The organism is Pseudoxanthomonas sp. 134C1, assembly GCF_057773065.1.
Genome location: NZ_JBYMTH010000004.1, coordinates 113,405 through 134,134, shown reverse-complemented (window position 1 = coordinate 134,134; position 20,730 = coordinate 113,405). Strand labels below are relative to the sequence as shown.

26 protein-coding genes and 1 tRNA gene are annotated in these 20,730 nt (G+C 66.7%); 8 read left to right on the top strand and 19 right to left on the bottom strand.

What is annotated here, in order from left to right:
- Positions 1 to 48: 48 nt before the first annotated feature.
- Positions 49 to 1,197, top strand: a complete 1,149-nt coding sequence (locus AC3DEZ_RS09885; RefSeq protein ID WP_488388057.1) for a PilT/PilU family type 4a pilus ATPase — start codon at positions 49 to 51, stop codon at positions 1,195 to 1,197.
- A 43-nt stretch (positions 1,198 to 1,240) separates the two neighbouring features.
- Here AC3DEZ_RS09885 and maiA read toward each other — a convergent pair whose 3' ends face one another.
- From maiA to rplM, 6 genes are all read right to left on the bottom strand, one after another.
- Positions 1,241 to 1,900: a maleylacetoacetate isomerase gene (gene maiA, locus AC3DEZ_RS09880; RefSeq protein WP_447103374.1), complete on the bottom strand. Its 660-nt coding sequence runs from the start codon at positions 1,898 to 1,900 to the stop codon at positions 1,241 to 1,243.
- Between the two features lie 99 nt (positions 1,901 to 1,999).
- Positions 2,000 to 2,989, bottom strand: coding sequence for a fumarylacetoacetate hydrolase family protein (locus AC3DEZ_RS09875; RefSeq protein ID WP_488388056.1), 990 nt, complete (start codon positions 2,987 to 2,989; stop codon positions 2,000 to 2,002).
- A 58-nt stretch (positions 2,990 to 3,047) separates the two neighbouring features.
- Positions 3,048 to 3,785 (bottom strand): 2OG-Fe dioxygenase family protein, encoded by a 738-nt coding sequence (locus AC3DEZ_RS09870; protein WP_488388055.1) that lies wholly within the window; start codon positions 3,783 to 3,785, stop codon positions 3,048 to 3,050.
- Between the two features lie 93 nt (positions 3,786 to 3,878).
- Positions 3,879 to 3,953: transfer RNA gene (locus tag AC3DEZ_RS09865), tRNA-Gln, on the bottom strand.
- A 21-nt stretch (positions 3,954 to 3,974) separates the two neighbouring features.
- Positions 3,975 to 4,367, bottom strand: coding sequence for a 30S ribosomal protein S9 (gene rpsI / locus AC3DEZ_RS09860; RefSeq protein ID WP_447103377.1), 393 nt, complete (start codon positions 4,365 to 4,367; stop codon positions 3,975 to 3,977).
- A 2-nt stretch (positions 4,368 to 4,369) separates the two neighbouring features.
- Positions 4,370 to 4,798 carry a 50S ribosomal protein L13 gene (gene rplM, locus AC3DEZ_RS09855; protein WP_141455570.1) on the bottom strand — a complete coding sequence of 143 codons (429 nt, stop codon included), beginning with the start codon at positions 4,796 to 4,798 and terminating at the stop codon, positions 4,370 to 4,372.
- Positions 4,799 to 5,021: 223 nt separating this feature from the next.
- Here rplM and coq7 point away from each other — a divergent pair, with 223 nt between their 5' ends.
- The gene (coq7, locus tag AC3DEZ_RS09850; RefSeq protein WP_488388054.1) at positions 5,022 to 5,666 is read left to right on the top strand and encodes a 2-polyprenyl-3-methyl-6-methoxy-1,4-benzoquinone monooxygenase; all 645 of its coding nucleotides are present in this window, start codon (positions 5,022 to 5,024) and stop codon (positions 5,664 to 5,666) included.
- A 110-nt stretch (positions 5,667 to 5,776) separates the two neighbouring features.
- On the opposite strand, the gene sugE is transcribed toward coq7, so the two are convergent.
- On the bottom strand, positions 5,777 to 6,097 hold the full coding sequence (gene sugE / locus AC3DEZ_RS09845; RefSeq protein ID WP_488388053.1) for a quaternary ammonium compound efflux SMR transporter SugE: 321 nt from the start codon (positions 6,095 to 6,097) through the stop codon (positions 5,777 to 5,779).
- A 177-nt stretch (positions 6,098 to 6,274) separates the two neighbouring features.
- Positions 6,275 to 7,069 carry an adenosylmethionine decarboxylase gene (gene speD, locus AC3DEZ_RS09840; protein ID WP_141455567.1) on the bottom strand — a complete coding sequence of 265 codons (795 nt, stop codon included), beginning with the start codon at positions 7,067 to 7,069 and terminating at the stop codon, positions 6,275 to 6,277.
- 182 nt (positions 7,070 to 7,251) lie between these two features.
- Here speD and crp point away from each other — a divergent pair, with 182 nt between their 5' ends.
- The 3 genes from crp (at position 7,252) to AC3DEZ_RS09825 (ending at position 9,233) form a co-directional block, all read left to right on the top strand.
- A complete protein-coding gene (gene crp / locus AC3DEZ_RS09835; protein WP_447103380.1) occupies positions 7,252 to 7,938 on the top strand; it encodes a cAMP-activated global transcriptional regulator CRP in 687 nt (228 codons plus the stop codon).
- A 105-nt stretch (positions 7,939 to 8,043) separates the two neighbouring features.
- On the top strand, positions 8,044 to 8,793 hold the full coding sequence (locus tag AC3DEZ_RS09830; RefSeq protein ID WP_488388052.1) for a sulfite exporter TauE/SafE family protein: 750 nt from the start codon (positions 8,044 to 8,046) through the stop codon (positions 8,791 to 8,793).
- Positions 8,794 to 8,858: 65 nt separating this feature from the next.
- The gene (locus tag AC3DEZ_RS09825) at positions 8,859 to 9,233 is read left to right on the top strand and encodes a TFIIB-type zinc ribbon-containing protein (protein ID WP_488388051.1); all 375 of its coding nucleotides are present in this window, start codon (positions 8,859 to 8,861) and stop codon (positions 9,231 to 9,233) included.
- 21 nt (positions 9,234 to 9,254) lie between these two features.
- On the opposite strand, the gene AC3DEZ_RS09820 is transcribed toward AC3DEZ_RS09825, so the two are convergent.
- The 10 genes from AC3DEZ_RS09820 to AC3DEZ_RS09775 all read right to left on the bottom strand — a co-directional run bounded on the left by AC3DEZ_RS09820 (position 9,255) and on the right by AC3DEZ_RS09775 (position 17,621).
- The gene (locus AC3DEZ_RS09820; RefSeq protein ID WP_488388050.1) at positions 9,255 to 9,977 is read right to left on the bottom strand and encodes a haloacid dehalogenase-like hydrolase; all 723 of its coding nucleotides are present in this window, start codon (positions 9,975 to 9,977) and stop codon (positions 9,255 to 9,257) included.
- A complete protein-coding gene (trpC, locus tag AC3DEZ_RS09815) occupies positions 9,974 to 10,768 on the bottom strand; it encodes an indole-3-glycerol phosphate synthase TrpC (protein WP_488388049.1) in 795 nt (264 codons plus the stop codon). Before trpC ends, AC3DEZ_RS09820 begins: the two co-directional genes overlap by 4 nt.
- Before the next feature lie 44 nt (positions 10,769 to 10,812).
- Positions 10,813 to 11,154, bottom strand: a complete 342-nt coding sequence (locus AC3DEZ_RS09810; RefSeq protein ID WP_488388048.1) for an antibiotic biosynthesis monooxygenase family protein — start codon at positions 11,152 to 11,154, stop codon at positions 10,813 to 10,815.
- Positions 11,151 to 12,197 (bottom strand): anthranilate phosphoribosyltransferase, encoded by a 1,047-nt coding sequence (trpD, locus tag AC3DEZ_RS09805; RefSeq protein WP_488388047.1) that lies wholly within the window; start codon positions 12,195 to 12,197, stop codon positions 11,151 to 11,153. Before trpD ends, AC3DEZ_RS09810 begins: the two co-directional genes overlap by 4 nt.
- A gap of 52 nt (positions 12,198 to 12,249) precedes the next feature.
- Entirely contained in the window at positions 12,250 to 12,828 is a 579-nt protein-coding gene (locus tag AC3DEZ_RS09800; RefSeq protein WP_488388046.1) for an anthranilate synthase component II, read from the bottom strand.
- 40 nt (positions 12,829 to 12,868) lie between these two features.
- Positions 12,869 to 13,639, bottom strand: a complete 771-nt coding sequence (locus tag AC3DEZ_RS09795; protein ID WP_488388045.1) for an SIMPL domain-containing protein — start codon at positions 13,637 to 13,639, stop codon at positions 12,869 to 12,871.
- A gap of 26 nt (positions 13,640 to 13,665) precedes the next feature.
- Positions 13,666 to 15,141 carry an anthranilate synthase component I gene (gene trpE, locus AC3DEZ_RS09790; protein WP_488388044.1) on the bottom strand — a complete coding sequence of 492 codons (1,476 nt, stop codon included), beginning with the start codon at positions 15,139 to 15,141 and terminating at the stop codon, positions 13,666 to 13,668.
- A gap of 223 nt (positions 15,142 to 15,364) precedes the next feature.
- Complete coding sequence (gene yegS / locus AC3DEZ_RS09785) at positions 15,365 to 16,294, bottom strand: lipid kinase YegS (RefSeq protein ID WP_488388043.1); 930 nt, start codon at positions 16,292 to 16,294, stop codon at positions 15,365 to 15,367.
- A gap of 277 nt (positions 16,295 to 16,571) precedes the next feature.
- On the bottom strand, positions 16,572 to 17,246 hold the full coding sequence (rpe, locus tag AC3DEZ_RS09780) for a ribulose-phosphate 3-epimerase (protein WP_488388042.1): 675 nt from the start codon (positions 17,244 to 17,246) through the stop codon (positions 16,572 to 16,574).
- Between the two features lie 48 nt (positions 17,247 to 17,294).
- A complete protein-coding gene (locus tag AC3DEZ_RS09775) occupies positions 17,295 to 17,621 on the bottom strand; it encodes a J domain-containing protein (protein WP_488388041.1) in 327 nt (108 codons plus the stop codon).
- Between the two features lie 186 nt (positions 17,622 to 17,807).
- On the opposite strand from AC3DEZ_RS09775, the gene AC3DEZ_RS09770 reads away from it, so the two are divergent.
- From AC3DEZ_RS09770 to AC3DEZ_RS09760, 3 genes are all read left to right on the top strand, one after another.
- Entirely contained in the window at positions 17,808 to 18,734 is a 927-nt protein-coding gene (locus AC3DEZ_RS09770) for a phosphoribosylaminoimidazolesuccinocarboxamide synthase (protein ID WP_488388040.1), read from the top strand.
- Between the two features lie 103 nt (positions 18,735 to 18,837).
- Entirely contained in the window at positions 18,838 to 19,173 is a 336-nt protein-coding gene (locus AC3DEZ_RS09765) for a DMT family transporter (RefSeq protein WP_488388039.1), read from the top strand.
- A gap of 101 nt (positions 19,174 to 19,274) precedes the next feature.
- The gene (locus tag AC3DEZ_RS09760) at positions 19,275 to 19,754 is read left to right on the top strand and encodes an Mpo1 family 2-hydroxy fatty acid dioxygenase (RefSeq protein WP_447103395.1); all 480 of its coding nucleotides are present in this window, start codon (positions 19,275 to 19,277) and stop codon (positions 19,752 to 19,754) included.
- Positions 19,755 to 19,769: 15 nt separating this feature from the next.
- Here the strand turns inward: AC3DEZ_RS09760 and AC3DEZ_RS09755 are convergent, their stop codons facing one another.
- The gene (locus AC3DEZ_RS09755) at positions 19,770 to 20,639 is read right to left on the bottom strand and encodes an NAD-dependent epimerase/dehydratase family protein (RefSeq protein WP_488388038.1); all 870 of its coding nucleotides are present in this window, start codon (positions 20,637 to 20,639) and stop codon (positions 19,770 to 19,772) included.
- Positions 20,640 to 20,730: the final 91 nt, after the last annotated feature.

The window sequence follows — 20,730 nt, the reverse complement described above, 5'->3', positions numbered from 1 at the left end:
GCGCCCCCGTTGCAACGGTGGGCCGCCACAAAATGGGGATGCTCGCACATGGACATCGGCTACTTCCTGAAGCTGATGACCGAAAAAAACGCCTCGGACATGTTCCTGACCACCGGGGCGCCGGTCTACATCAAGATTGAAGGCAAGCTTTATCCGCTGGGCAATACCGGCCTGCCGCCCGGCATGGTCAAGAAAATCGCCTATTCGCTGATGGACGAGGGCCAGGTGCCGGCGTTCGAGCGCGAGCTGGAACTGAACATGGCCATCGCCCTGCAGGACGCCGGCCGCTTCCGCGTCAACGTGTTCAAGCAGCGCGGCGAGGTGGGCATGGTGATCCGCGCGATCCGCAGCGTGATCCCGTCCATCGAGGACCTGCACCTGCCGCCGGTGCTGAAGGACATCATCATGACCCCGCGTGGCCTGGTGCTGATCGTGGGCTCCACCGGCTCGGGCAAGTCCACCACCCTGGCCTCGATGATCGATCACCGCAACAGCAGCACCACCGGGCACATCCTCACCATCGAGGATCCCATCGAATACCTGCACAGGCACAAGCAGTCGATCGTCAACCAGCGCGAGGTCGGCCTGGACACCCATGCCTTCCACAACGCGCTGAAGAACGCGATGCGCGAAGCGCCTGACGTGATCCTGATCGGCGAGATACTGGACGCGACCACGATGGAGGCGGCCATCGCCTTCGCCGAGACCGGCCACTTGTGCCTGGCGACCCTGCACTCCAACAACGCCGACCAGACCATCGAGCGCATCCTCAACTTCTTCCCTGAAAGCGCCCACAAGAACGTGCTGATGAACCTGGCGCTGAACCTGCGCGCGGTGGTGTCGCAGCGGCTGGTCAAGGGCGCCGACGGGCGTCGCCTGCCGGCGGCCGAAGTCTTGATCAACACGCCGATGATTCGCGATCTGCTGCGTCGCGGCCAGGTCCACGAGATCAAGCAGGCGATGGAGGAGTCACTGGAAGAAGGCATGGAAACCTTCGATCAATGTCTGTTCCGGATGGTCAAGGAAGGCCAGATCGAGCAGGAGGAAGCGCTTCGCGCGGCCGATTCCCGCGACGGTCTGGCACTCAAGTTCCGCCTGTCCGAAGGCAGCCAGGGCGAACACGACCCCTATGCCGATTACGAGGCTTCGGGTTCGGGCGCCTCCTCCCCGCGCATCACCCACGGTTTCGGCGGCTGACCTCCGTCCCGGTGCTGGCGGGGGCATCAAACGCCCCGCCGCTTCAGGGCTGCGCGTCTGGCTGCTTTTCCGGACGCGCCTGATCGAATGCGGGCAACGCGAGGCAGGCCTGCTCGATCCGGGTCAGGGTCGGGAACGCGTCCATCTCCACGCCGAAACGGCGCGCATTGAAGATCTGCGGGACCAGGCAGCAATCCGCCATGCCCGGCGTCTGTCCGTGGCAGTAGACGCCGGTCGCGGCATCCCCGGACAGCAGGGTTTCCATCGCGGTGAATCCTTCGACGATCCAGTGTTTGATCCAGTCGTCGCGCTCGGCGTGCGGCACGTGCCAGGTGTTTTCGAAGTACTGCAGCACGCGGAGGTTGTTGAGCGGGTGGATGTCACTGGTGACCATCTGCGCCAGCGCGCGCACCCGTGCGCGATCGCGCGCGGTCATCGGCAGCAGCCGCGGGGAAGGCCAGGCTTCGTCCAGATACTCCAGGACCGCCAATGATTGCCGGATCACGCGGGTACCGTGCAGCAGCGTGGGAACCAGATGCTGGGGATTCCTGGCGACGTAGTCCGGGTGATGCTGTTGTCCGCCGTCGCGGACCAGGTGCACAGGGATCGTTTCGTAGGCAAGGCCCTTGAGGTTCAGGCCGATGCGGACGCGGTAGGCCGCACTGGAGCGCCAGTACGAATAGAGCTTCAGTTGCTCAGCCACGGCGGAAACTCCGTTCCGCATCATTGCGCCTTCCCTGTTGCCGAACGCCCATGAGCCCCCCTACGCGACAGTCTGGTCCATTTGCGCCCGCAGGCCCGCTCAAGGCAAGGACTGGGGCTCAATCCGTTGTTCGATCGCACCAAAAATGGAATCGCCGTCACTATTCAGCATCTCGATGCGAACGACGTCACCGAACTTCATGAACGGAGTGCTCGGCTTGCCGTCGCGCAGGGTTTCCACCGTGCGCCGCTCGGCGAAGCAGGAAGCCCCCTTGGAAGTGTCCTCGTTGGCGATGGTGCCGGACCCGACCAGGGTTCCCGCCGAAAGCGGGCGCGTCTTGGCGGCATGGGCAACCAGCTGGGCGAAATCGAACTGCATGTCCACGCCGGCCTCGGGAGCGCCGAACCACTCGCCATTGATATGCGTCAGCAGCGGGAGATGCACCTTGTTGCCGCGCCACACATCACCGAGTTCGTCCGGCGTGACGAATACCGGCGACAGCGCCGAACGCGGCTTCGACTGCAGGAAACCGAAGCCCTTGGCCAGTTCCGGCGGGATCAGGTTGCGCAGCGACACATCGTTGACCAGGCCGATCAGCTGGATGTGGCCAGCCGCCTGTTCCGGGGTGACCGCCATCGGCACATCGTCGGTGACCACCAGGATTTCCGCTTCCAGATCGATGCCGTAGTCCTCGCTCACCACGCGGACCGGATCACGCGGGCCATGGAAGCCGGCGCTGGTGGCCTGGTACATCAGCGGATCGGTGTAGAAGCTTTCCGGCACTTCGGCGTTGCGGGCCCGACGGACGCGTTCGACATGCGGCAGGTAGGCGCTGCCGTCGACGAATTCGTAGGCACGCGGCAGCGGCGCGGCCAGCGCCTTGTGATCGAGATCGAAGACACCGTCGGCGTCGCCCTGGTTGAGCGATTCGGACAGGGCATTGAGGCGCGGGGCCACGTTGGACCAGTCTTCGAGCGCCTGCTGCAGGGTCGTCGCGATGCCGGTGGCGCGAACCGCCCGGCTCAGATCGCGGGATACCACCACCAGCGTGCCGTCGCGGCCGCCTTCCTTCAAAGAACCGAGTTTCATCGCTCTGCGGACCTCTGCTGATTATGGTTTCAATTGTAACTACCTGCGCGCCGCGGTGTCAGTCGCCCTGGAAGCCATCCGCGCGGAATGTCAGCACCAGCGTATCGCGATGCCCGGCCCCGTCGGCGACCGGCTGGATCGGTGTGGATTCGTGGATGACCCGGACGTCGTCCAGGAACATCAGCGACCAGGGCGCCTCCAGGGTGAATCGCTGGCCGTCCGGCCCCGCGGCTTCGAAGACCCGGGTCTCACCCCCCTTGATTCCGACGCGATCCACCAGCATCACCGCCACGAAATCCACGCCATCCCGATGCGCCCCTTCAGGCGTGGGACGACCGATGCCATCGGTGGTGTCGATGCGGAACTGATGGGCCTCGATGTACCAGGCGCGCTCGCCCTTCAGCTCCGAACAGGTGCGACCGAGCGTCAGCAGCAAGTGCCGCCACAAGGGGTGGCCGGCGGTTTCCGGACGCATCGGCTCGAACCAGCGCCGCATGCCGCCATGCAGGGCGTTGTAATCCATCGACTGCCAATGGGCGCGATGCGGCGCCATGCGCAGATCTTCACCATCGGCGATGAAGCAGGAATGCCGGCGTCGACGGTAGCGCCCGCCATCCTTCAGATAGGCATCGACCGCCAGATGCTCCCAGTCCGGCCTGAACGCGTCCAGGGCCGATATGGGAAATCCGCAGATATTCCCGACGCTGGCGGGCTCGAGCACGGCATAACCGCGCCGGCGCATCTGCGGCAGCAGCTCCGCGGCAGTGGTGAAGGGCGGCAGGAACGTCGCGACCATCTCGTGGCCCTCGGCAAAAGCAAAAACCCGCGCGAGGCGGGCTTTTGCTGGGTTCCGGCCATCGGGACGATGCCCGTGGCCGGTTCTTCAAGTTGGCAGCCCCGGATGGATTCGAACCACCGAATGCCTGAGTCAGAGTCAGGTGCCTTACCGCTTGGCGACGGGGCTGTAAAACCTGTGGTGCGTAGTTTAGCGCTTCGAGAACTGGGTTGCACGACGTGCTTTGTGCAGACCGACCTTCTTGCGTTCGACTTCGCGGGCGTCGCGGGTCACGAAGCCGGCCTTGCGCAGCTCGGTCTTCAGGGTTTCGTCATATTCCACCAGCGCGCGCGCGATGCCCAGGCGGATGGCGCCGGCCTGACCGGTGGTGCCGCCGCCGGTGGCGGTGGCGACGATGTCGAAATTCTCGGTGTTCTTGGTCAGCTCGAGCGGCTGGCGCACGATCATCCGGGCCGTCTCACGGCCGAAGAACTCGTCCAGCGGACGACCGTTGACCGTGATGTTGCCGGTGCCCTTGCGCAGGAACACGCGGGCGGTGGAGGACTTGCGACGGCCGGTGCCGTAGTTCTGAGTGATAGCCATGATTAGATGTCCAGGACCTGCGGCTGCTGAGCGGCGTGCGGATGGTTCGGGCCGGCGTAGACCTTGAGCTTGCGATACATGTCGCGACCCAGCGGGCCCTTCGGCAGCATGCCCTTCACCGCGGTTTCAATCACGCGTTCCGGATGACGTTCCAGCGCCTGCGCCAGGGTTTCCGTCTTCAGGTTGCCGATGTAGCCGGTGAAGCGGTGGTACTTCTTGTCGGCCAGCTTGTTGCCGGTCACCGCGATCTTCTCGGCGTTGATCACCACGAGGTAATCGCCGGTATCGACGTGCGGGGTGTAAACGGGCTTGTGCTTGCCACGCAGGCGGCGGGCCAGTTCGGTGGACAGACGGCCAAGCGTCTTGCCGGTGGCGTCGACGAGATACCAGTCGCGCTGGACGGTCTCGGACTTTGCGGTGAAGGTCTTCATGACGTAACTCTGAGGTGATTGGTCGGGCGGATTACGCCGGCGGAGCCGACGGAATTTTGCCGCGCGTTGTGAAGGGCGGAACGAAAGAGGCGGGATTGTACTGGCCCCGGGAGCGGCGTGCAAGCCCGCCCGTTCCGTCCCCGCATGCCCCGGCCGGCTCCGGGTTGGCAGGTGGACCCGCAGAGGCGAGAATCCGGCCGCCCCCTCTCCTTCGCTCCATCCCATGTCCCCGCTCCGCCTGCATACCCCGCTGGACCAGTTCCTGATCGAGACCCAGCGCGCGCTGGAAACCGTATTCGGCAATCCGCCCGCGCATCGGCCCAATCCCGCCGGGGACACCCCGGAGGTCGAGCTGGACGCCGGCGAGCGCCGCCATGCCGCCGGGCTGATGCGGATCAACCATGTCGGCGAGGTCTGCGCGCAGGGTCTGTACTTCGGCCAGGCCGCCGTCGCACGTGACGATGCGACCAAGGCCCACCTGCTCGAAGCGGCCCAGGAAGAGACCGACCACCTGGCCTGGTGCGCGGACCGGTTGCGGGAACTGGACAGCCGGCCAAGCCTGTTCAATCCGCTCTGGTACGCGGGCAGCTACACCCTGGGGGCGCTGGCGGGCCTGCGCGGCGATGGCTGGAGCCTGGGATTCGTGGTGGAAACCGAACACCAGGTCGAAGCCCATCTGGACGAGCACCTGGAAACCTTGCCGGAGGCGGACCTGCGCAGCCGTGAAATCCTCAGGGTGATGAAGGCCGACGAGGCACGCCACGCCGCGCACGCCGAACACGCTGGCGCCCGGGTGCTGCCGCAGCCGATTCCCGGACTGATGGCGGCCGCCTCCCGGTTCATGAAGACGGTCGCCTATCGCCTTTAGTGGCGAGGCCCGGACCTGAGCGAACTCATGACGATGGGCCCCGCCTTCGCCGGGGCCAGGCACATCGCGGTTCACCTGCCGGAGAACCGCGATGGCGAAACCGGGGCGGCTTACCCGTTCGAGGTCAGCTTGAGCCCGGCGATGCCGGCGACGATCAGGCCGATGCAGACCAGCCGGGCCACGGTGGCCGGCTCCTTCAGCACCAGCATGCCCAGCAGGGCCGTGCCGACCGCGCCGATGCCCACCCAGATCGCATAGCCGGTGCCCAGCGGTATCTGCTTGAGCGCGGTCGCCAGCAACCAGAAGCTGGCCACCATCGCCACCACCGTCATCACGCTCGGCCACAGCCGGCTGAAACCTTCCGAGTACTTCAGGCCCATCGCCCACACCACTTCCAGCACGCCGGCCAGCACCAGATATACCCACGCCATGATTGCTTCCTCCAGGTTGTGTCCGGACCGCGCAACGAAAAAGCGGCCCGGAACTTTCGCTCCGGACCGCCGTCGGTCCTGCATTCGCGGTTTGCCGCGGGCGGGTCGTCCCGCCTGATTTGCCAGCCAGTCTGGATGACGCCGCCCGAACCGGATGTAACCGGCGCGGGCCGCGGCTCACTCGGACAGGTTGCGCCCGTGGAACAGTTCCTCGATCTCGCGCTTGAGCAGCGCTTCGATCTTCATCCGCTCCTTGAACGACAGGTTCTTGGCCTTTTCCTCGAACAGATACTGATCCAGGTCGAAGTCCTTCAGGTGCATCTTCGTGTGGAAGATGTTTTCCTGGTAGACGTTGACGTCGAACATCTCGTAGCGCGACTTGATGTTGTTCGCCAGGAAGTTCTGGATCGAGTTGATCTTGTGATCGATGTAGTGCTTCTTGCCCTTCACGTCGCGGGTGAAGCCACGCACCCGGTAGTCCATGATGACGATGTCGGACTCCAGGCTCTCGATCAGGTAGTTCAGTGCCTTCAGCGGCGAAATCACGCCGCAGGTGGCGACGTCGATGTCGGCGCGGAACGTGGCGATGCCGTGCTGCGGATGGGTCTCCGGATAGGTATGCACGGTGATGTGGCTCTTGTCCATGTGCGCCACCACCGCGTCGGAGATGATCTCCTTGCCTGCCTGCTTCTTGTCGATCACCGGTTCTTCGGAGATCAGGATCGTCACCGACGCACCCTGCGGGTCGTAGTCCTGGCGGGCCACGTTGAGGATGTTGGCACCGATGATCTCCGCCACGTCCGTCAGGATCTGGGTGAGGCGATCGGCGTTGTACTCTTCATCGATGTATTCGATGTAGCGCTGGCGCTCGTCTTCGGAAACGGCGTAGCACACGTCATAGATGTTGAAGCTCAGCGCCTTGGTGAGGTTGTTGAAACCTTGCAGCCTGAGGCGAGGCAGTGGTTTTACCACGGCAGCGGTCCCTCTCTGGGGGTCATGGGGAAGGGGCGGAATTATGGGGCAAACCGCGTGACAACGAAATGTCCGGCCCCGACGGCCGGCCGACGCCGGTTTGGCCCGGCGCTTGCATGGCCCGGGTTTGCTGTCCGGGCCGTATTGGGACTAAGCTTCCTGAATTCACCGCCCCGACCACCATGAGCCCTGGCCTGCCTCTTTCCGCCCCTGCTCGCATCGCCGCCAGCCCGCTGACGCCGGATGCAGCCACGATCGAGCGTTTCCTCGCCCACAGTCACCGTCGCCGGTATCCGGCCCGGGCCGACGTGTTCCGCCCGGGGGATCCCGCCGGCACGCTCTACTATGTGGTCAGCGGTTCCGTGAGCATCATCACGGAAGAAGATGACGACCGCGAATTGGTGCTCGGCTATTTCGGCGGCGGCGAGTTCGTCGGCGAGATGGGGCTGTTCATCGAGTCCGACCGACGGGAAGTCATCCTGCGCACCCGGACCCAATGCGAGCTGGCCGAGATCAGCTACGAGCGCCTGCACCAGCTCTTCCTGGGCTCGCTGTCCGCCGACGCTCCCAAGCTGCTCTACGCGATCGGCGCGCAGCTGTCGCGCCGGTTGCTGGATACCAGCAGGAAAGCCAGCCGGCTGGCGTTCCTGGACGTCACCGACCGCATCGTGCGTACCCTGCATGACCTGGCCCGCGAGCCGGAGGCGATGAGCCATCCGCAGGGCACCCAGCTGCGGGTGTCGCGCCAGGAGCTGGCCCGTCTGGTGGGTTGCTCCCGCGAAATGGCCGGCCGCGTGCTGAAGAAGCTGCAGGCCGACGGCACGCTGCACGCGCGCGGCAAGACCGTGGTCCTGTACGGCACCCGCTGACGGGCCGCATGGGTTTTCCCGCCGGGTCCGACTGGACCCGGCCTCCCCGCCTCCGGTTATCCTGACCCCGCAAACCGGGCATTCCTGCCCCACGGGAAGCGCTGGATGGCGTTTGGAAGCGAGTTCTACTGGTTCATCCTCATCGGCCTGGGCGCACAGCTGGTGGACGGCGCGCTGGGCATGGCCTTCGGGCTGGTCTCCTCGTCGATCCTGCTGGGCATGGGCCTGCCGCCGGCGGCGGTGAGCGCCAGCGTGCATACGGCCGAGGTCTTCACGACGGGCGTCTCGGGCGCCTCGCACGCCTATTTCCGCAACATCGACAAGCGCCTGTTCTGGCGTCTGACCCTGTCCGGCGCGGTCGGCGGCGTGATCGGCGCCTATGTGCTCACCCGCCTGCCCGGCGAGGCAATCCGCCCCTTCATCTATCTCTATCTGCTGGTGCTGTCGCTGCTGATCCTGCTGCGCTCCTTCGGCCGCTTCATGCCGAAGCAGCAGATCCGACGGGTCCCCGTCCTGGGTTTTTTCGCCGGTCTGCTGGATGCCACCGGCGGCGGTGGCTGGGGTCCGCTGGCAACCTCGACCCTGCTCGCCGGCGGCGGCAAGGCGCGCACCACCATCGGCACGGTCAACGCGGCCGAGTTCGTGATCACCCTCGCCGTCTCGCTGACCTTCTTCCTGACCATCGGCCTGCAGCACCTGGAAATCGTGCTGGGCCTGCTGATCGGCGGAGTGCTGGCCGCGCCGCTGGCGGCCTACCTGGTGCGCCATGTCCCCGAGCGCATCGTGCTGACGGTGGTCGGCGTGCTGGTCCTGTGCATCAGCCTGTACCACATCGGCGCGGCCTGGCTGTTCTGAGCGCTGGGCAAGCGGGGCGGTGCCCGCTAACGTATCCGCACGTTCCCCACCGCGAGCCGCCCGCCATGCAATGCCCCAAGTGCCGCCACGCGATGGAACGGCTGAACCTGCCCGAGGCCGACGTGCACCGCTGCACGCATTGCCGGGGGCTGTGGTTCGACATGCGTACCCACGAACTGCTGAAGGACCGGGTGGACGAGATCGACACCGGCGACCCGGCGCTGGGCGAGAAATGCAACGAGGTCGATCGCATCAAATGCCCGGTCTGTATCGGCGGTTGGAACCTGTTGCGCATGGTCGACCCGCGGCAGCCGCACATCTGGTTCGAAAGCTGCAAGAACTGTTACGGGCGCTTCTACGATGCGGGCGAGTACCAGGACTTCGTCCACCACGACCTGGCGGATCTGATCAGGGACTGGAAGACGCCGGAAAGGCTCTGACCGGGGCTGCCGGACCGCCGCTCAGGCCACCGGCTCGCCGCCGCGATCCTGGCAGCCCCAGTTGAGGATCGGCGTGCCGGCCGGCAGCACGCGCCGGAACATTTCGACACGCGCGGGTTTCGGGTTCACCACCACCGGCGCGCGCGCGGCCTTCAACAGCGGCAGATCGGCGCTGCTGTCCGAATAGGCCACGGCGACATCGCCATAGCCGCGTTCGCGCAGCATCCGCATCTTTTCCTCGTTGTGGCAGTGGCGGGTGGCGATCACCGCGCCGAGGCGGGGTCCCACCGCCGTGCCGACCACCGGAACATCCTCGTGGGCGACGAAGCTGAGGATCGCGCGAGCCAGTTCGGGCGGTGCGCCGGTGGCCACCACCACCCGGTCCCCCGCCGCGCGATGCTGGCGGAACACCTCCAGCGCGACCGGCAGCAGCCGCTGCCGCACTTCCTCGCGATGGGTGGCGACATAGCGATCGATCAGCGAGTCGAAGCTGCGGCGGCCATGCAGGCCGAAGGTGCCGATCCAGATGTAGCCGGAAATGCCGTAGCGGCGGGTCGGCAGGAACGCGACCATTGGCCCCAGCACCACCGAGGCGAGAATCGCCACGGTCGCACGCAACGGGTTGCGCCGGAGCAGCCAGGTCACCAGATGGCCGCCGGAGTCCCCGGCATACAGCGTATGGTCGAAGTCGAACACCACCAGCGGCGCCTCGGGACGCGGCTTCGGGTAGGGAAGATCGCTCATGACGCGAAGAATAGCTGACGCAATGCCTCGCCCGGTTCGTCGGCGCGCATGAAGGTTTCGCCGACCAGAAAGGCATTCACGCCGGCCGCCCGCATGCGGGCCACGTCGTCCGGTACCAGGATGCCACTCTCGGTCACCAGCAGGCGATCGCGCGGCACCGCGTCCTTCATCGCCAGCGTGGTGTCCAGCGATACCTCGAAGGTGCGCAGGTTGCGGTTGTTGATGCCTATCAGCGGCACCGGTACCTGCAGGGCGCGCTCCAGTTCGTCGATGTCATGCACTTCCACCAGCACGTCGAGATCCAGCTGCATCGCCAGCCCGGACAGTTCGACCAGTTGGTGGTCGTCCAGCGCGGCGACGATCAGCAGGATGCAGTCGGCGCCCAGCACGCGCGCCTCGTACACCTGATAGGGATCGATGGTGAAGTCCTTGCGCAGGACCGGCAGCGTGCAGGCCTCGCGCGCCTGGCGCAGGAAGTCGTCGGCGCCCTGGAAGAAGTCCACGTCGGTCAGCACCGACAGGCAGGCCGCACCACCGAACTCGTAGCTGACCGCGATGTCGGCAGGCCGGAAATCGGGCCGGATCACGCCCTTGGACGGACTGGCTTTCTTGACCTCCGCGATCACCGCCGGCTCTCCCTGCGCGATCATCGCGTTGAGCGCGTCGGCGAAGCCGCGCGTGTCCGGGGCGTCGGCGGCGCGCGCCGCCAGTTCGGCCAGCGGCACGCGGGCGCTGCGCTCGGCGATTTCCACCGCCTTGCGGGCGAGGATGGTGTTGAGGATGTCGCTCATGGGGTTCCGATCAATGTCCAGTCTGCGGTGGCGCGGCGCCGGGTCTAGCCACGATCCCAACCGTAGGCGCGTTCCACCCGGGCCACGCGCAGTTCGAAGTGATCGTACCAGTCGCGCCGACCCCGCTCCCGCGCGGCGGTGTGCTCGGCGTGCTGGCGCCAGGCGCGGATGGCGTCCTCGCTGTCCCAGTAGGCCACGGTGATGCCGAAGCCGTCGTCGCCCCGGGTGGACTCCACGCCCAGGAAGCCTGGTTGCTGCGCGGCCAGCTCGACCATCCGCTGCGCCATCGCGCCGTAGCCGGGGTCATCCTGATCGTTGCGCTGCGAGGAGAAAATCACCGCGTAGTAAGGCGGCTTGGGAAGCTGCGCGAACCCGTTGCCGGTCATGTCCAGTTCCCTCCCCCGGCCAGGCGCCGGGTGGTCTCGATGAAGGCCTGCAGCCGCGCGGCGGCCCGCCCGTCGGTGATGGCCTGGCGAGCCTGGGCGATGCCGTCCTCGATGCTCTCGGCCATGCCGGCCACGTACAGGGCGGCACCCGCATTGAGCGCGACGATGTCCCGCGCCGGACCGGGCTTGTTGTCCAGCACGCCCAGCAGGATCGCCTTCGACTCCGCCGCGTCGGCCACGCGCAGGTTGCGGCTGGCCGACATCGCGATGCCGAAATCCTCCGGATGCACTTCGTACTCGCGCACCACGCCATCGCGCAGTTCGCCGACCAGGGTGGCCGCGCCCAGCGAGAGTTCGTCCATGCCGTCCCGGCCCCACACCACCAGCGCGCGCTCGGCGCCCAGTTCGTGCATCACCCGCGCCTGGATGCCGACCAGATCGGGATGGAACACGCCCATCAGGATGTTGGGCGCGCCGGCCGGATTGGTCAGCGGGCCGAGGATGTTGAAGATGGTGCGTACGCCCATTTCCCGCCGCACCGGGGCGACCACTTTCATGGCCGGATGATGCACGGGCGCGAACATGAAGCCGATACCGGTCTGCTCGATGGAGCTCGCCACCTGTTCCGGCTGCAGTTCGATGGCGGCGCCCAGCGCTTCCAGCACATCGGCGCTGCCGGACTTGGAGGACACGCTGCGATTGCCGTGCTTGGCGACCTTGGCGCCGGCCGCGGCCGCCACGAACATCGAGCAGGTGGAGATGTTGAAGGTGTGCGAGCCATCGCCACCGGTGCCGACGATGTCGACCAGGTGACGGGTGTCGGCGATCGGCACCGGGCGGGAGAACTCGCGCATCACGGTGGCGGCGCCGGCAATCTCGCCGACGGTTTCCTTCTTGACCCGCAGGCCGGTGAGGATCGCCGCGGTCATCGTCGGCGAGACGTCGCCGCGCATGATCTGGCGCATCAGGTCGACCATCTCGTCGTGGAAGATCTCGCGATGCTCGATGGTCCGCTGCAGCGCTTCCTGGGGGGTGAGGGGCATGGTGGGATTCCCGCGTGGCTTGGCGGCGGCGTGGAGCGGCCGGCCGGTGGCTCTATCGTTCAAGGAAGTTCTTCAGCAGCGCGTGACCATGTTCGGTCAGGATCGATTCGGGGTGGAACTGCACGCCTTCCACCGGGAACTCCCGGTGCCGCAATCCCATGATCTCTTCGAAGGAGCCATCCTCGTTCTCGGTCCAGGCCGTGATCTCCAGCGCATCCGGCAGCGAACCGCGTTCGACCACCAGCGAATGGTAGCGCGTCGCCTCGTAGGCGTCCGGCAGGCCGGCGAACACGCCCTGGCCTTCGTGGCGGATGCGCGAGGTCTTGCCATGCATGATCTGGCCGGCGCGGATCACCTTGCCGCCATAGGCCTGGCCGATGCTCTGGTGGCCCAGGCAGACGCCGAGGATGGGCGTAGCCTGTCCGAGCCGTTCGATCACCTCCAGCGAAACACCGGCCTCGTTGGGCGTGCACGGCCCGGGCGAAATGACGATGCGCTCCGGCTGCAGGCGGGCGATCTCCTCCACCGTCAGCGCATCGTTGCGCACCACCTTCACTTCGGCGCCCAGCGACTGCAGGTACTGCACGAGGTTGTAGGTGAAGCTGTCGTAGTTGTCGATCATCAGGAGCATGGGGGACTCCCCTCTTTCGATGGAAAGAGGAATGAGGTGGTCAGGGGGCGATCAGGAAGATCGCGTACACGTTTTCGGTGAAGGTGAGGGTGCCGGTTTCGAGGCTGTCGACCGTCGCCCCACCGTCGGCCACAGGCGCGGGCGCAGGCGCGTAGTGATCCGTGGGCCGGGCCTCCGCCACTTCGACAGGCCCGCTGGGCCAGGTGCCCGCCTGCACGCCATAGGCAAAATCAGGCGCCACATCGGAGATGCTGTACAGCCCGGTGACCCGGGTGCCGTAGGCGCCGGCCAGCTGCGTGGCCGTACGCCGGGTCTGCTCGCCGGCCTCGCGCTTGAGCTGGCCGCGCAAGGCCGCTTCGCCGGCATAGCCGGGTTCGAGGCTGGCGATCTGGAGTTCCGGGCCGGCCTTGACCTGGGCCAGGAACGCCTGCGCGTCTTCCAGACGCGGGAAGGTTCCGCGGATCTTCCGGCGTACCTGGGTTCCCTTGAATTCGCGCTTGTTCTCGCGCCAATCGTAGTCCGGCGAAACGCCCAGGGAGGAGGCATACAGGGAGTCGCGCACGATCCGGTTGCGCTTGAAGGCCGCGATGACCCGGGAGGCGTGCTCCTGCACTTTCCTGCGTGCGATGTCGGCATCCGGATCGGTGACCTGCAGATCCAGGGTCACGGTAAAACGGTCCGGCGTCACGGTGCGCTCGCCTTGTCCCTTCACCAGCAGATGTGGTTGCGCGGGCAACGTATTCATCTGCGCAGACGCCAGCGTCGGCACAGACAGCAGCAGCGCGGCCAGCCATGTCTTCATCATTCGCATCTTCCCGTTCCCCGCTTTCCGTGGAATCACAATCCCTTCGCCGCTTCTGCCACCGCGCGGAACAGCGCGCGGCCCTTGTTCATCGTCTCGTCCCATTCCTTGTCCGGATCCGAGTCGTAGACGATGCCGGCGCCGGCCTGCACGTGCAGGCGGCCGTCCTTGATGACCGCTGTGCGGATGGCGATGGCGGTATCGGCGTCGCCGTGCCAGCCGATGTAACCAATGCTGCCCGCGTAGACATTGCGCTTGATGGGTTCCAGCTCGCGGATCACTTCCAGCGCACGGATTTTAGGCGCGCCGCTGACGGTACCGGCCGGAAACGTCGCACGCAGCACGTCGGCGTAGCTCAGGCCCGGCAGCAACCGGCCGGTCACCTCGCTGACGATGTGCATGACATGGCTGTAGCGTTCGATGACGAACTGCTCGCCCACCTGCACGGTTCCGGCTTCGGAGACGCGGCCGGCATCGTTGCGACCGAGATCGATCAGCATCAGGTGTTCGGCGCGTTCCTTCGGATCGGCCAGCAGTTCGGCTTCCAGCGCCAGATCCTCGTCGTGGGTGCGGCCACGCGGGCGGGTGCCGGCGATCGGACGCACGGTCACCTCGCCCTCCTGCAGGCGCACCAGGATTTCCGGCGACGAGCCGACCACCTGGATGTCGCCGACATCGAGGAAATACATGTAGGGCGACGGATTCAATGCGCGCAGCGCGCGGTACACGTCCACCGGGCGCGCACTGAACGGCACGCTGAGACGCTGCGAGAGCACGACCTGGAAAATATCGCCGGCGCGGATGTAGTCCTTGGATTTTTCCACCGCGGCGATGAAGCCCTCGCGGGTGAAGCCGGAAACGAAATGGCTTTCATCGAGCACGTCGCGCGTGATCGGCGCGGGATAACCCGCTCCGGGCTGCCGCAGCTTGGCGGTCAGCGCATCCAGGCGCGCCTGCGCGCGTTCCCATGCGCCTTCCTCGCGTGGATCCGCGTGCACGATCAGGTACAGGCGACCTTTGAGGTTGTCGAATACCGCCAGCTCTTCGGACAACATCAACAGGATGTCCGGGGTATCCAGTTCGTCGGGCCTGTCGCCGCCGCTCAGGCGGGGCTCGATGTAGCCGATGCACTCGAAACCGAACCATCCGACCAGTCCACCGGTGAAGCCGGGCAGGCCCTCCAGTCGAGGGACGGTATGCGCGGCGCGCAGAGCCTCGACCTCGGCGAAGGGATCGACGACTTCGCGGCGCTCCACGAGTTCGCCGCGCTCACGAATCTCCAGCGTATGGCCGCGGAAGCTGATCACCCGTCGCGCCGGCAGGCCGATGATCGAATAGCGGCCGAAACGCTCGCCGCCTTCCACCGATTCGAACAGGTAGGTATGCGGCGCGTCGGCGAGTTTCAGGTAGACCGAGAGCGGCGTGTCCAGGTCGGACAGCACTTCACGGACGACGGGGATGCGGGTGTGACCTTCAGCGGCGTAGCGCTGGAACTGCTCGAGCGAAATCAAGACGGCTTTCCTTCCGGGACGCGGGGGCGTGGCAGACGACGGCAACGGGCCACCATCGCCAGCAACGGCGTGCGGAAGAAACGGAAAGCGGGGTCGTCTGGCTGAACACGGGGCTACTCTACCCGAAGCGCCTGTCGGGCGGCCACCCCTTCCGGGTCGCGTGCCGTGGGACGGCGGGGAGCCGGAAGCGGAATGGGTCCCGGCCTGCGCCGGGACGGCGGTGTCAGGCCTTTGCCAGCAGCGGGCAGTCCGGCGGCAGATGCATGCGCAATCGGCCGGGTAAGCAGGTCACGCGGAAGCGCCGGGATCGCACCGGCTCGCCATCGAGGTTGAGGGTGAACGGCTTCGCCGCGGACAATTCCAGCCAGGGCAACCGGGCGCGCGTGGCGAGACGCTCCAGCGCCTCGCGATCGCTCTGCGTCAGCAGGGTGCCCACGGTGGCGAGATCGCCATTCAGGACCGGCAGCACGGTCACATCGATCTGGCCGTCGTTGACGCAGGCATCGGGGCACAGTACCTGCCCGCCGCCGGCCTGGCGGCCGTTGCCCAGGCCAAGCGCGAGAAATCCGCCGCTCCAGGCGAAATCCGGTCCGTGCAGTTCCGCGGTGACCGGCTCGATGCGGCCGAGCCGGGCGATGCCGGTGATGACGTAGGCCAGGCCGCCCAGCATCTTCTTCAGGTTCTTGTCCGTTTCGACCGTCACCTCGGTACCGAAACCGCCGGTGGCCAGGTTGGCGCACCAATGGACGCCATCGTCGGCCTCCACCTGGAGCAGATCGATCGCCACGGCGGGCACGCGCGCCGCCAGGCCCAGGGCTTCTTCGGGCGTCGCCGGAATCCCCGCCGCGGTCGCGAAATCATTGGCGGTGCCCATGGGAATCAGCGCCAGGGAAGGCAGCGCATCCGCCGGTTCCCGCAGGTGCGCCAACGCGGTAGCGACTTCGCTCAGGGTGCCGTCACCGCCACCGGCCACGATCGTGTCCACGCCATCGGCGACGGCTTCCCGCACGTAGCGCTCGGCGTCACCGCTTTCCCAGGTCACCCGGACCTCCAGTTGGATGCCATGTGCGCGCCAGTGCGCCACCGCCGCGCGCAGCGCGTCGTTGCCGGCGGATTTGCCGTTGAGGATGAGCCGCCAGCGGGAGGAATCCATGAACCGTCTCTGACAGTAGGGAACGTCAGCTTACCGCGGGGCTCGCTGCCGCCATCACGACGGGCACGCATTGTCATCCGCGTGTCATCCGGCATCGGTAGCGTGGGAGGTCATAGCAGGGACGACGGGCGGAGGCAGGATCAGCCTCCAATCTTCCGGAAGGCGGTGGCCGTTGGCCGCCGCCTTCTTTTCGTTCGGATGCGACAGGCGTAGCGCCGAGCTGCTCGCCTGCACTTTCGCGCGAAAACCGCGCCTCGAACAGCGGAGCGAGCTCCGCTCAGCGGCGGGCAGTGGCTACGGCTTCACGCATGCGGCGGATGACATCGGCGTAGTCCGGCGCGTTGAAAATGGCCGAGCCGGCCACGAAGGTATCGGCGCCGGCGGCGGCGATCTCGCCGATGTTGTCCGCTTTTACACCGCCATCGATTTCCAGCCGGATGGCTTTGCCCGAGGCATCGATCTTTTCCCGCACCGTGCGCAGCTTGTCGAGCGCGGATGGAATGAACGCCTGACCGCCGAAGCCGGGATTCACCGACATCAGCAGGACCAGATCCAGATCCGCCAGCACCCAGTCCAGCACGTCCACCGGCGTGGCCGGATTGAGCACCAGCCCGGCCTTGCAGCCATGCGACTTGATCAACTGCACGGTGCGGTGGACGTGGCGCGAGGCTTCCGGATGGAAGCTGATGATGCTGGCGCCGGCCTCGGCGAAGTCCGGAATGATCCGATCCACCGGCTCCACCATCAGGTGCACATCGATCGGCGCGGTGACGCCATGCTTGCGCAATGCCTGGCAGACCATCGGACCGATGGTGAGGTTGGGGACGTAATGGTTGTCCATCACGTCGAAGTGCACCCAGTCGGCGCCGGCGGCAAGCACGTTGTCGACTTCCTCGCCCAGCCTGGCGAAGTCGGCGGACAGGATGGACGGGGCAATCAGGCAATCGGACATGGGGCTCTCGTCGGGTGGGTGCGGCGGGGATGTGGGCTGCGGCGCGGCTCAGCGCTTGCGCAGGGTCCTGATGCGGTCGTAGGCGGCGTTGATCTCGCCGGCCTTGCGCTCGGCCTGGCGGCGCAGTTCCTCGGCGGCGCTGGCGTACTTGTCGGGGTGGTACTGGGAAATCAGCCGGCGATAGGCCTGATCGATCTCGGCGTCGGTGGCGTCGCTGGTCAGGTTGAACACCCGGTAGGGATTGTCGCGGGCCAGCTTGAACCAGTCCTCGTCGAAGGCATGCCCGATCAGCAGGCCGATCAGTCCTCCGATCGGGTGGCGCATCAGCAGCCAACCGGCGATGAATCCGAGCAATTTCCCGTACCAGCGCTTCATCCGGGTGGGTTTCCCTGAAATTGGCGGCCATTTTACGGCACAGCGACCCGGCATCGCCGTACACTACGCGGCCCGGCCGGGTCCCGGGCACGCCCAGGCGGCTTGCGGGACACGGGAGCGGGGAGGACTTCGGGGCGCGTCGCGCGTCCCGTTCCGACCGAAATCCGGACTCCCCGAGGAGTATTTGTGCCGACGACGTTGCTTCAATCCGATCTGCCCGGCCTGCCGTTGCGCCACCGCGGCAAGGTCCGCGATGTATTCGACCTCCCCCGCGAGCGCCTGCCCGTCGACGCGCCGCCCGGCGACTACCTGCTGATGGTCGCCACCGATCGCCTCAGCGCGTTCGACGTGGTGCTGCCGGATCCCATTCCCGGCAAGGGCGAGATGCTCTGCCAGATCTCCAACTTCTGGTTCGCCAAGACCGCCCACCTGCTGCCCAACCACCTGACCGGCATCGACGTCGCCAGCGTGCTGCCCGAAGGCGTCGATCCCGCGCTGTACGCCAGGCGCGCGGTGGTGACCAAGAAACTCAAGCCGGTGCCGGTGGAAGCCATCGCGCGCGGCTACCTGATCGGCAGCGGCTGGAAGGATTACCAGCGCACCGGCAAGGTCAGCGGCATCGAACTGCCCGACGGCCTGCGCCAGGCCGAGCGGCTGGCCGAACCGATCTTCACGCCCTCGACCAAGGCCGCGGTCGGCGACCACGACGAGAACATCGATTTCGACGCCATGGTCAAGACCGTGGGCGCGGAGCTGGCCGAGCGCGTGCGCGACGCCACCCTGCGGATCTACCGCTATGCCGCCGAATACGCGGCCGAGCGCGGCATCCTGCTGGCCGACACCAAGTTCGAGTTCGGCACCGACGCCGACGGTCGCCTGTACATCATGGACGAGATGCTGACCCCGGATTCCTCGCGCTACTGGCCGGCGGATCAGTACGAAGTCGGCACCAGCCCGCCGAGCTACGACAAGCAGTTCGTGCGCGACTATCTGGAAACGCTGGACTGGAACAAGACCGCGCCCGGCCCGCGCCTGCCCGCCGAGGTCATCGAGCGCACCCGCGCCAAGTACGCCGAAGCGCTGGACAAGCTGGCCGGCATCGTCGTCGACTGATCCGGCTTCGCGCACCCGGCCGGCGCCCGCCGGTCGGGCCGCGTTCACCGCCGCGTGGGCTAGCATCGCCCTCCCGTGCTTGCGCACGTCGCCGGTCGCGTCCATGAATCCGGGTTACCTGTATCTGGCCATCGCCATCGTGGCGGAGGTCATCGCCACCAGCGCGCTGAAATCCGCGGCCGGCTTCACCCGGCCCGGGCCTTCGCTGATCGTGGCCGTCGGTTACGGCATCGCCTTCTATTGCCTGTCGCTGGTGATGAAGACCGTCCCGGTCGGCGTCGCCTATGCGATCTGGTCCGGCGCGGGCATCGTGCTCATCGCCCTGATCGGCTGGCTCGTGCTCAAGCAGAGCCTGGATCTGCCCGCCGTGCTCGGCATGGGCCTGATCGTGGCGGGCGTGGCGGTCATCCAGCTGTTCTCACGCGTATCGGGGCACTGAGCCAGGACCTCAAACCCGGCGCCGGCCAGGGCGCAGCGCACGCCGGGCACGCCTGCGCTATGCTCCATACCCTGCCGCATCGACATCCTCGGGAGGGATGAATGAACGCGACCGCGCAACGCCCGGTGGACCGCTGGTTCGCCAGTTATTCCGGCGATCACCAGAACCAGACCAACCAGAAGATCCATCTCTTCGCGGTCCCCGCAATCCTGTGGACCGTGGTCGCCCTGCTGTGGTGCATCCCGGTGTTCGGCACCTGGATGAAGTCCGGCATCTGGGCGGCGCTGGCGATGTTCGGCGCCTGGATGTTCTACAACCGGATGTCGCGCCCGCTGGGCCTGGGCATGCTGGCGATCTTCGTGGCGATGGCCTGGCTGACCCGCTGGCTGGAAGGCGTGCTGGGGGTCGCCAACCTGTTCTGGCTGGCTCTGGGCGTATTCGTGATTGCCTGGATCGCGCAATTCATCGGCCACAAGATCGAAGGCCGCAAGCCGAGCTTCCTCACCGATCTGACCTATCTGCTGATCGGACCGGCGTGGGTGCTGGCCAAGTTCTACCGGGTGATGGGCTGGCGCTACTGAGCGCAGGCCCGGCGCTCATGGCGGCAGCATCCCGGCGTCCGGCCTGAAGTCGCGCGGCGCATAGCCGAAATCGCGCTGCGCCGGTCCGGCATCGAACACCAGGTCCTCGCGCATCCTCGCCACCGCCGCGCCGGTCAGACCCTGCAGGCGTCCACCCGCGCGCGCCATCCGGACGGCGACGGCGAAGAGCGGTGACGGCAGCACGATCAGGCGGGGCGTGGGTCGCAGCGCCGCCAACGTGCGCCGGACCATCTCCCGATACCCCACGGTCTCTCCGCCCGGCAACGCATAGGCCAGTCCATGCGTGGCCGGCGCATCCACCACGGCGTGCGCCGCCGCGGCCAGATCCGCCACATGCACCGGTTGGCGCCGGCCGCGCGCATTGGCGGGCAGCACGAAGAACCCGCTGCGGCGTGCCATCGAAGCGATCCGCGACAGGGTCTGGTCGCTGCCCGCGCCGTACACCAGGGTGGGACGCAGCAGCGTGGCCCGCGCGTCCCGCGCCCGCGCCGTCGCGAACACCCGCGCTTCGGCGTCCCGCAGGCGTACGGCCAGATCACGCTCGCCGTCATCGATGGATGCGTGCTTGGTCTCGATGCTGGTGGAACCGAACGCCACCACCCGCGGACATGAAATCCGCGCGTCCGCATACCAACCCGAAAACCGATCCAGCGGACCGGTGCTGAAAATCGCATCGACGCGATCCGGAAGTTCCGGCATCGCATCGAACTCTCCTCGCAGCCAGTGGAGGCGTTCCTGTTCCTGCCGGCTTTGGCGTGACACCGCGAAGATGCGCCAGCCGGCGGCGCGCAGACGCGCCAGCAAGGCCGCGCCGATCTGGCCGGTACCGCCGAAAACCAGGGCGCTGCGGGGCTGCGAAGACATGGAATGCACGTTTCCCTGCGGATGAACGAGATGGCCGGACTCGCCGCAAAGCATAGCGAAGCCGTCATTCCGCGTGCATTGCCCTGTTAAA

Coding starts and splice junctions, on each gene's coding strand:
- AC3DEZ_RS09885 (WP_488388057.1), top strand. CDS start 49: ATGGACATCGGCTACTTCCTGAAGCTGATGACCGAAAAAAACGCCTCG.
- AC3DEZ_RS09875 (WP_488388056.1), bottom strand. CDS start 2,989: ATGAAACTCGGTTCTTTGAAGGAAGGCGGCCGCGACGGCACGCTGGTG.
- AC3DEZ_RS09870 (WP_488388055.1), bottom strand. CDS start 3,785: ATGGTCGCGACGTTCCTGCCGCCCTTCACCACTGCCGCGGAGCTGCTG.
- rpsI (WP_447103377.1), bottom strand. CDS start 4,367: ATGGCTATCACTCAGAACTACGGCACCGGCCGTCGCAAGTCCTCCACC.
- rplM (WP_141455570.1), bottom strand. CDS start 4,798: ATGAAGACCTTCACCGCAAAGTCCGAGACCGTCCAGCGCGACTGGTAT.
- coq7 (WP_488388054.1), top strand. CDS start 5,022: ATGTCCCCGCTCCGCCTGCATACCCCGCTGGACCAGTTCCTGATCGAG.
- sugE (WP_488388053.1), bottom strand. CDS start 6,097: ATGGCGTGGGTATATCTGGTGCTGGCCGGCGTGCTGGAAGTGGTGTGG.
- crp (WP_447103380.1), top strand. CDS start 7,252: ATGAGCCCTGGCCTGCCTCTTTCCGCCCCTGCTCGCATCGCCGCCAGC.
- AC3DEZ_RS09830 (WP_488388052.1), top strand. CDS start 8,044: ATGGCGTTTGGAAGCGAGTTCTACTGGTTCATCCTCATCGGCCTGGGC.
- AC3DEZ_RS09825 (WP_488388051.1), top strand. CDS start 8,859: ATGCAATGCCCCAAGTGCCGCCACGCGATGGAACGGCTGAACCTGCCC.
- AC3DEZ_RS09820 (WP_488388050.1), bottom strand. CDS start 9,977: ATGAGCGATCTTCCCTACCCGAAGCCGCGTCCCGAGGCGCCGCTGGTG.
- trpC (WP_488388049.1), bottom strand. CDS start 10,768: ATGAGCGACATCCTCAACACCATCCTCGCCCGCAAGGCGGTGGAAATC.
- AC3DEZ_RS09810 (WP_488388048.1), bottom strand. CDS start 11,154: ATGACCGGCAACGGGTTCGCGCAGCTTCCCAAGCCGCCTTACTACGCG.
- trpD (WP_488388047.1), bottom strand. CDS start 12,197: ATGCCCCTCACCCCCCAGGAAGCGCTGCAGCGGACCATCGAGCATCGC.
- AC3DEZ_RS09800 (WP_488388046.1), bottom strand. CDS start 12,828: ATGCTCCTGATGATCGACAACTACGACAGCTTCACCTACAACCTCGTG.
- AC3DEZ_RS09795 (WP_488388045.1), bottom strand. CDS start 13,639: ATGCGAATGATGAAGACATGGCTGGCCGCGCTGCTGCTGTCTGTGCCG.
- yegS (WP_488388043.1), bottom strand. CDS start 16,294: ATGGATTCCTCCCGCTGGCGGCTCATCCTCAACGGCAAATCCGCCGGC.
- rpe (WP_488388042.1), bottom strand. CDS start 17,246: ATGTCCGATTGCCTGATTGCCCCGTCCATCCTGTCCGCCGACTTCGCC.
- AC3DEZ_RS09775 (WP_488388041.1), bottom strand. CDS start 17,621: ATGAAGCGCTGGTACGGGAAATTGCTCGGATTCATCGCCGGTTGGCTG.
- AC3DEZ_RS09765 (WP_488388039.1), top strand. CDS start 18,838: ATGAATCCGGGTTACCTGTATCTGGCCATCGCCATCGTGGCGGAGGTC.
- AC3DEZ_RS09760 (WP_447103395.1), top strand. CDS start 19,275: ATGAACGCGACCGCGCAACGCCCGGTGGACCGCTGGTTCGCCAGTTAT.
- AC3DEZ_RS09755 (WP_488388038.1), bottom strand. CDS start 20,639: ATGTCTTCGCAGCCCCGCAGCGCCCTGGTTTTCGGCGGTACCGGCCAG.